Below are 8661 nucleotides of genomic sequence, written 5' to 3'. Positions count from 1 at the left end.
CGATAAAACGAGCACGCCGAATAAGCACCAGGTCACAGCGCCGAAAAGCGCAAACGACCGGCACGAACCGGAAGTGGTGTTTCAGAGGATTGGCCACCGCGGGACCGTCCGCGCAGATGCGTGTCCGGTGCTCCCTGCCAGGCAGCTCGAAGAACACTAGACCTCTGGAGTCGCCGGGTCAAGTGGCGCAACCGAATTCTCGGTGCCCTCCTCCGCCGGCAGCTGGAAGGCCAGGACGGCGACGTCGTCGTCGTGCTCGGAGGTCACGCCCATCGCCCGCAGCAGCCGGGCGCAGATCACCTCGGGGGCGCCGATCGCACCGGTCAGGGTGCGGGCCAGGAGGTCGAGGCCCTGGTCGATGTCCTCGTCCCGGCGCTCGACCAGTCCGTCGGTATAGAGGACACCGGTCGTACCGGGGAGCAGGCGCAGGGTGTGGGAGACGTGCAGGCCGCCGCCGGTGCCGAGCGGCGGGCCGTTCTGCTCCTCGCTGCGCAGGATGGTGCCGTCCGGGCAGCGCAGCAGGACGGGGAGGTGTCCGGCGGAGGCGTAGGAGAGGGTGCGGCGCCGCGGGTCCCAGACGGCGTAGGTGCAGGTGGCGATCTGGTTGGCGTCGATCTCCATGGCGAGGCCGTCGAGCAGGCGCATCACCTCGTGCGGCGGGAGGTCGAGGCGGGCGTAGGCGCGGACCGCCGTCCGCAGCTGGCCCATGACGGCGGCGGCGCGCAGGCCGCGGCCCATGACGTCGCCGATGACGAGTGCCGTGCGCCCGCCGTCGATGGCGATGACGTCGTACCAGTCGCCGCCGACCGCGGCCTCGGCGCCGCCCGGCTGGTAGGTGGCGGCGACCCGCAGGCCGGCCGGCTGGTCGAGCTTCTGCGGGAGCAGGCTGCGCTGGAGGGTGACGGCGGCCTCGCGCTGGCGGCGTTCCGCTTCGCGCAGGCGGGCCGCGGCGAGGACCTGGTCGGTGACCTCGGCGGCGAAGATCAGCACGCCGGCGGGCGGTCCCTCGGCGGGGGCGTCGCCGCCCTCCCCCGTGCCGAGCGGGACGCAGGAGACGTTGTAGTAGCGGTTGCCGGTGAGGCCGAGGATGCAGCGGGCCTTGACGCTGCGCGGGCGGCCGCCGCGGATGACCTGGTCCATCAGGGGCAGGACGCCCATGGTGGCGAGTTCGGGGAGCGCCTCGGCGGCCGGCAGTCCGGTGGGGCGTTCGCCGAAGAGTTCGCGGTAGGCGCGGTTGGCGTAGCCGAGCTGGTGGAGCGGGCCGTAGGTGACGGCGACCGGGGCGGGGATGCGGTTGAGGACCTCGCGCAGGTTCTGCGGCTTGTGCGGGTCGGGGAGCTCCGCGGTGGCGGCGGGGCCGGCCGGATCGCGGGGGCCCGGCACGACGACGCCCTCGGGGCAGGGCGCACCGTCCTCGGTGCCGGTCCCGGGGGGCGGGAGGGCACGCCAGGGGACTCCGGCGAGCCGGGCGCTCCAGCGCATGAGGTTCAAACGACGGCCGCTTCCTCGTTTTCCAGGCATATCATCACTTTTTGTGTGCGCAGCAGCACACGGGGTAATGACCAGGTCGGGCTGATCCTGTCAGGCGGAGGCCCGGTTCCGGAAGTCGCGCGCCCGGCGTGGCCGCCCGATCCGCCGTCCGACCCACTCCCCGGTTCGCCGTCCGGTCGGCCGCAGGCCCGGGTCGGCGGCCGCGGTCACCGGGGAGCATCGGGGCCGGCGTCGGACGGCCGTCCGGGCTCGGGGCCGAACCCCTCCTCGAAGGCCGAACGCGGGTGCTCCATCGCACCCAGCGAGACCGGCTCGCGGGAGAACACCCCGCCCAGCACCCAGTCCATCAGCACCCGCACCCGGCGCTCGGTGCTCGGCAGCCGCCGCAGGTGCCGGGCCCGGTGCAGCCACCAGGCCCGGCGGCCGGTGAGCCTGCCGCCGCGCCGGGTGTGGGCGACGGCCCGGTGCGGGCCGAGCGAGGTCGAGCAGGCGGCGGGGCCGGGCCGGTAGTCGGCCAGGCCCGGGGCGTGCGGGCCGCCGTCCAGGGCCACCACGACGTTGCGGGCGAGCAGCTCGGCCTGGGCGAAGGCGTGCTGGGCGTTGGGGGCGCAGGGGGCGCCGTCCGCGTTCGGGTCCGGTACGGCGGCGCAGTCGCCGGCCGCCCAGACGCCGGGCAGGGCGCGCCCGTCCGGTCCGACGGCCTGCAGGGTCGCCAGGCACCGCACCCGGCCGAGGGTGTCCAGCGGTAGGTCGGTCGCGCGCAGCAGCGGGGACGGCCGGACGCCCGCCGTCCAGACCAGCGTGCGGGCGCCGAAGCGGCTGCCGTCGGAGAGCGCCACGACCCGGTCGGCGGCGGACTCCAGGGTGGTGCTCAGCCGGATGTCGACGCCGCGTTCGCGCAGCTCCCCCAGGGTGTGCCGGGCGAGCTCGGGCGACTCCTCGGCGAGGATCCGGCCGGTCGCCTCGACCAGCACCCAGCGCAGGTCCTCGGCGCGGACGTTGTGGTAGCCGCGCACGGCGGTGCGGGCCATGTCCTCCAGTTCGGCGAGCGCGCCGACGCCCGCGTAGCCGGCGCCGACGAAGACGAAGGTGAGCGCGGCCTGGCGCAGCGCCGGGTCGCGGGTGGCGGAGGCGAGATCGAGCTGCTCCAGGACGTGGTTGCGCAGGCCCACCGCCTCGCCGACGGTGGAGAAGCCGAGGCCGTGCTCGGCGAGGCCGGGCACCGGCGCCGTGCGGGAGACCGATCCGGGGGCCACCACGAGGACGTCGTAAGGGAGTTCGACCGGGGCGGGGGGTTCGCCGGGGCCCGCTGCGTCGGCCAGGGCGCGCCGGGCGGCGTGTTCGATCCGGGTGATCCGGGCGGTGAGCACCCGGCAGTCCGGCAGGACCCGGCGCAACGGGACGACCACGTGTCTCGGGTCGATCGAGCCGGCCGCCACCTCGGCCAGCAGCGGGTGGTAGGTGAAGTACGCCTGGGGCTCGACGACGGTGATCTCCGCCTCGCCGCGCCGCAGCCGTTCCCGCAGGGCGCGCTGGAGGTGGAGTGCGGCGGCCGTTCCGGCGCAGCCGCCGCCGGCGATCAGGATCCTGATGGTGCGCCTCCTGCCGATGCGACGTTTCGTCCCGGCCACCCCGCGGCCGGGGGTGTCCCCCATCACGCCCCCTATGAAGGACCGGCGGGGGTCGTCTTGTCCACAGTCCGTACGGGGCTGGTTGCGACGCGAGTGACCGTCGTGGCCAGTTGTGCCTACTGGGCGACTTTCTGACGCACTTTCGGCCTCGGAGAGTGGTGAACTATGGTCGGATTGTGTACCGGGGCGGCCGTCGCCATGACAATCGGCGGCGACGCACCGTGGAGCGGCCACTACGGCCAGTTCCAGCGTTGGCGTGAGAACCCGACTGGGGGACGGTCATCCGGGGAAGGGTAGTTCCCGGACAGGGCCCCGGTCGGTGCCGACGCGCCGAGCCGGACGTGGACCCGGCACGGCGGCACGAACCGTGGTCACCGGATCGGGACGGGCGGCACGAGCATGGGTCATCGGGTCACTTCTGACGGGCCGAGCTGCACCGGGGGGTGCAGGGGCGGGCGACGACAGGGTCCGGTTTCGGACGCCTGCGGGGGAGAGTTGGGATGATGGATCAGGAGCAGGTATTGGGGCGGGCGGGTGCGTCGCAGGTCGGACCGGGCATGGTCCCCGAGCAGCGCGGCCCGGTGGACCTGCCGCAGGGCGGGACGGCACCGGCCGGTCTGGCCCGGGCGGCCGTCCCGTACCGGGTCGAGCCCGCGCCGGCCGCCGTGCCGGTGCCGGGGGCCCGGCTGCGGGTGGACGCCCGGCGGAACCTGGAGAGCGTGCTGCGGGCGGCGCGCGAGGTGTTCGGCGAGTTCGGCTACGGCGCGCCGATGGAGGAGGTGGCGCGCCGGGCCGGGGTCGGGGTCGGCACCGTCTACCGGCGCTTCCCGAGCAAGGAGGTGCTGGTCCAGCGGATCGCCGCCGAGGAGGTGGCGTGGCTGACCGCGCAGGCGCGGGAGTCGCTGTACGGCGGTGACGGCGCCTGGGAGGCGCTGGCCGGCTACCTGGCCCGCGCGGTGAGCAGCGGCGCCGGGCGGCTGCTGCCGCCGGAGGCGTTCCGGTACGCGGAGGAGCTGGGCCGGGTGCCCGAGCAGCGGGCGGCGGAGCCGCCGGCCGCGGTCCGCTTCGACCTGCGCGGCGAGGAGGCCCGTTCCGGCGGGGCGGTCGAGCCGTCGGCGGCCGACGCCGATCCCCGGCTGCTGCTCCAGCTGCTGGCCGCGCTGGTGGCGCGGGCCGGTGCGGCGGGCGAACTGCGGCCGGGCGTCACGGTGTCGGACGTGGTGCTGGTGCTGACGGCCTCGGTGCCGGTGCACGCGGCCCGTCCGTCGGTCTCCGCGCCGACGGCCGTCGGTTTCTCGCCGATTTCTCCGCAGACGGAGGGCCAGCCGGTCGCCGGGCCCTCGGACCGGCTGCTGCAGATCCTGTTGGACGGCCTGCGGGAGCGCTGACGCCCGTCGGCCGGCCGGGCCGCCACGCCGGACGGGCACGGGAGTTGGGAGGAGGACCGGCGCGCGACCCGAGTGCGCGCGCCGGGGTGCGGGAGTCGCACACCCCACCACCGCACGCTGGGCGAACGCCCCCGCGACGGCCCCTCGGAGGAGTGGAAGGCGACCGGTCCGGCTACCGCCGATCCCTGCGCTATGCCATCCTTTGCCCGTGGTTGGAGCCAATGTCCCGATGCGCGCCGTTCGCGCGCCGTCGGCGCCGTACGCCGGGGAACCGTGCGCCTACGCACTCCCGCGCGCCCTGCCACACTACGGGGGCTGTCGTGGAATCTGGGGTCCGTTGTGAGCGCCGAGGAACAGAACGACTACGGGTACGGCCTCGACTTCGGGGGCCGCTCCGGTGAGACCGCCGAGGGGTCCGCCGCGGGCCCCTGCAGTCTCGGCAGCGCCGGCGGTACGGCCCAAGTGCCGGGCGCCGCAGCGGGTTCGGCCGCCGGCCACGTCCCCGACCAGGCCGGGATGCCCAGCCGCGAGACGCTCTCCGCCTCCGCCGCCGCACTGCCCCCGGGCCGGGTGCCCGGGCAGGCCCCGGCGGGCCGGGGCGGCGTCGCCCCCGAGGCGTTCGTCGGCGAACCGTTCGCCGGCGACGGCCGCACCGCCCGGCCGACCGTGCCCGCCCCCGCCGACCCGGTGGACGGCGAGCGCCCGGCCTCCGACTCCGAGTTGACCGCCCGGGTGCGGGCCGGCGACGACACCGCGTACGAGGAGATCTACCGCCGGCACGCCGACTCGGTGCGCCGCTACGCCCGCACCTGCTGCCGGGACAGCTTCACCGCCGAGGACCTCGCGGGCGAGGTCTTCGCCCGCACCCTGCAGGCGCTGCGGGCGGGCAAGGGCCCCGAGTTCGCCGTCCGCGCGTACCTGCTGACCGCCGTGCGCAACGTCGCCGCCGCCTGGCACCGCAGCGAGCGGCGCGAGCAACTCGTCGACGACTTCGCCGTGTTCGCGCAGACCTCGGCCGCCGTGGTCGACTTCGACCTCGCCGACCCGGGCGCCGACGCCTGGGCGATGGCGATGGCCGACCAGCGGATGGTCATGCAGGCCTACGCCGAACTGCCCGAGGACGACCGGATGGTGCTCTGGCACACCGAGGTCGAGCGGGAGTCCCCGAAGACCGTCGCGGTGATGCTCGGCAAGACCGCCAACGCCACCGCCGTCCAGGCCCACCGGGCCCGCGACCGGCTCGCCGCCGCGTTCCTCCAGGCGCACGTCTCGGGCAGCCAGGACAGCGCCTGCGAGGCGTACGCCAACCGGCTCGGCGCGTACGCGCGCGGCTCGCTGCGCAAGCGGGCCTCGGCGGAGGTCGGCCGGCACCTCACTGAGTGCGACCGCTGCACGGCCGCCTGCCTGGAACTGACCGAGATCAACACCGGGCTGCGCGCCCTGCTGCCCGGCGGGGTGCTGGTCTGGATCGGCGTCGGCGGGTTCGGCGCCGCCGCGGCCGCCGTGGGCGGTGCCGCCGCCGTCGGCGGTGCGGCAGCGGCCGGGACGGCCGCCGCGACCTCCGGGTCCGCGGGGGCCGCGGGCGCTGCGGGCTCGGCCGGTGCGGCCTCCGGCGGGGGCGGGGCCGGCGCCGCCGCGGCCGGCGAGGGCCTGGGCACCGCCGCCAAGGCCGGGATCGCCGCCGCCATCGCGGTCGCCGCGGCCGCCGTCGCCGCGTACGCGCTCACCGGCTCACCCGAGCCGCAGCCCCCGGCGGCCGCTCCTCCGGCCCCCAGCGCCCCGGCCGCCGCCTCCCCGGCGCCGCCCGCGGCCGCGTCCGCCGCACCCGCGGCACCCGCCGCGGCCCCGGCGCCCGGCGCCGCCGCACCGGCCCCGGAGGCGCCCGCGTCGAGCGCCGACACCAAGCCGGCCGCCGCGTCCACGCCCGCCCCGCCGCCCGCCACCACCCGGGCGCCGGAGTCCGGCACGCCCACGTCCGGCAGCCCGAAGACGCCGACGCCGACCTTCACTCCCCCGGTGCTGCCCGTACCGAGCCTGCCGCCGCTGCCCACCCCCGACGTGCCGGTCGTCCCGACGCCCACCCTGCCGCCGGTGCCGACCCCGACCGTCCCCACGCCGACGCCGCCCGTGCTCAGCGACTTCTGGGGCAACTCGCTGCCCGTGCTCAAGCCCGGCAACAACCGGGTGCCGCCGCCCGAGCCGAGCATCCGGCAGAAGGACAGCGACAAGTTCTGGCAGCGGGACGGCGGCTGGATCGGCGGCGACTACCACCCGCACGTGATCACCGTGCACGCCCCGGCGGCCACCGTGATCGACCTCAACCGCACGTGCACGTCCTTCGACGCGCTGGCCGGGGTGGACGACGCCACGATCTCTCCGGGCGGGGTCGTCTTCACCGTCCAGGGCACCGACGGCACCGTCCTGTGGCGCTCCCGCGCGCTGGCCGTCGGCGACGACGCGGTGCCGGTGCACGTGCCGCTGGCCGGGCAGAAGGCGATCAAGCTGTCGGTCACGCCGGTGAGCGGGATCTGGTCGGCGCTGAACGTCGCGGACTGGGCCGAGGCCCGCTTCCGCTGCTCGTGACCCGGGCGCCCGGGCGGGCATGACGGAGGCCCGCTCCAGGGGTGCTGGAGCGGGCCTCGGGTCCGCGGTGCCGTGCCCGGGTTGGCCGCCGGGGTGGGCGGCCTGGGCCCGGTCGGCCGTCAGATGGCGCAGGAGCCGTCCGCGCAGGCCTCCCCGGCCGGGGCGACCTGCACCGGGGCGGGGCGGCGCTCGCCGATCTCGGCGGCGACCTGCTCCAGCACCTTGCCGAAGGTCGCGGCGTCCTGGCCGCCCTGGACGGCCCACTTGCCCTCGAAGACGAAGGTCGGCACGGCGTTGATGCCCAGCTCCCGGCCCTCGGCCAGCTGGGCGTTGACCTCGGCGGTGCCCTCGTCGCCCGCCAGGTAGGCGGTCACCCGGTCCCGGTCCAGGCCGGACGCCACGGCGACGTCGGTCAGCGCGGCACGGTCGCCGACGTCGACGCCGTCGGTGAAGTGCGCCTTCAGCAGCGCCTCCTTCAGCCGCCCCTGGACGGCCGGGCCGTACTCGGACTCCGCGAGGTGCAGCAGGCGGTGGCCCAGGAAGGTGTTGGCGTGCAGCGCGGCGTCGAAGTCGTACGCGATGCCCTCGGCAAGGCCCAGCTCGGCCACCCGCGCGTCCATCGCCACCGACTGCGGGCCGTAGCGCTCGGCCAGCCAGGCGCGGTGCGGGCTCGCCGTGGCGGGGGCGTCCGGGACCAGCTGGTACGGACGGTAGACGACCTCGACCTGCTCCTTGCCCGGGAAGTCCGCCAGGGCCTGCTCGAAACGGCGCTTGCCGATGTAGCACCAGGGGCAGGCGATGTCGCTCCAGATCTCGACCTTCATGCGGGGGGCTCCAGGGGGCGTCTTGTGGGATGGGGACAAGATGGGTGAACGATGAACCATCTCGGTACATTCCCGGCACCCTGCGGGCGTCTTTCCCGCTCCGCTCCAGGTCAGGCCGCGGGCGGCGCCGGAACCACCAGCACCGGGCAGGCCGCGTGGTGCACGACCGCCGAACTCACCGAACCCATCAGCAACCGGGCGAAGCCGCCGTTGCCCCGGGTGCCGATCACCAGCGTGTGCTGCCGGGTCGCCGCCTCCAGCAGCACCTCGATCACATTGCCCAGCACCACGTGCAGCGACAGCTCCCCCGCGTACGGCACGGGACGCCGGCGCTGCACGGCGGCCACCGAGCGGCGCAGCCCGTCCGCCATGCTCTCGACCAGCGTCTCCACGCTCTCCTGCACCAGCTCCGCCATCCCCGGGGGGTAACCGGCCGGCGCCGGGTTGACCACGGCGAGCACGTACAGCGGCAGCCCGAACAGCTCGGCCTCCGTCATCGCCCGGTCCAACGCCCACAGCGACCCGTCCGACCCGTCGCACGCCGCCAGCACCCCGGGCGGCCGCCCCGCCGGCGGACGCCCGAGCACCGACAGCACGACCGGCACCTCCCGCCCCGCGCTCCCACCGGCCACCGCACGTCCTCCTCACCCCGGATCCACACCCCCGCCATCATCACCGCCCCGCCGATCGGGACCCGGCAACCGCGCCGCAGGGCGGGGAGGGGCGGGGGCGCGGGCTGGGAGC

The 8661-nt window shown here is 76.1% G+C and carries 5 protein-coding genes and 1 pseudogene; 2 read left to right on the top strand and 4 right to left on the bottom strand.

Annotated elements, in window-relative coordinates:
• Window positions 1-204: 204 nt before the first annotated feature.
• Window positions 205-1491 (bottom strand): annotated as a pseudogene (locus tag ACFVXH_RS28285) (PP2C family protein-serine/threonine phosphatase); the annotation flags it as partial.
• A gap of 206 nt (window positions 1492-1697) precedes the next feature.
• Window positions 1698-3146, bottom strand: coding sequence for an NAD(P)/FAD-dependent oxidoreductase (locus tag ACFVXH_RS28280; protein ID WP_079272033.1), 1449 nt, complete (start codon window positions 3144-3146; stop codon window positions 1698-1700).
• Between the two features lie 476 nt (window positions 3147-3622).
• Here ACFVXH_RS28280 and ACFVXH_RS28275 point away from each other — a divergent pair, with 476 nt between their 5' ends.
• Both ACFVXH_RS28275 and ACFVXH_RS28270 read left to right on the top strand, forming a co-directional pair.
• Complete coding sequence (locus tag ACFVXH_RS28275; RefSeq protein ID WP_241852827.1) at window positions 3623-4510, top strand: TetR/AcrR family transcriptional regulator; 888 nt, start codon at window positions 3623-3625, stop codon at window positions 4508-4510.
• 339 nt (window positions 4511-4849) lie between these two features.
• Complete coding sequence (locus ACFVXH_RS28270; protein WP_387828381.1) at window positions 4850-7093, top strand: sigma-70 family RNA polymerase sigma factor; 2244 nt, start codon at window positions 4850-4852, stop codon at window positions 7091-7093.
• A 119-nt stretch (window positions 7094-7212) separates the two neighbouring features.
• Here the strand turns inward: ACFVXH_RS28270 and ACFVXH_RS28265 are convergent, their stop codons facing one another.
• On the bottom strand, window positions 7213-7917 hold the full coding sequence (locus ACFVXH_RS28265; RefSeq protein WP_375876791.1) for a DsbA family oxidoreductase: 705 nt from the start codon (window positions 7915-7917) through the stop codon (window positions 7213-7215).
• A gap of 110 nt (window positions 7918-8027) precedes the next feature.
• Window positions 8028-8549, bottom strand: coding sequence for a universal stress protein (locus ACFVXH_RS28260; RefSeq protein ID WP_074002090.1), 522 nt, complete (start codon window positions 8547-8549; stop codon window positions 8028-8030).
• Between the last annotated feature and the right edge of the window lie 112 nt (window positions 8550-8661).

It is taken from the genome of Kitasatospora sp. NPDC058184 (assembly GCF_042883725.1).
Classification (GTDB): domain Bacteria; phylum Actinomycetota; class Actinomycetes; order Streptomycetales; family Streptomycetaceae; genus Kitasatospora.
This window is presented reverse-complemented; position numbering and strand designations above follow the sequence as displayed.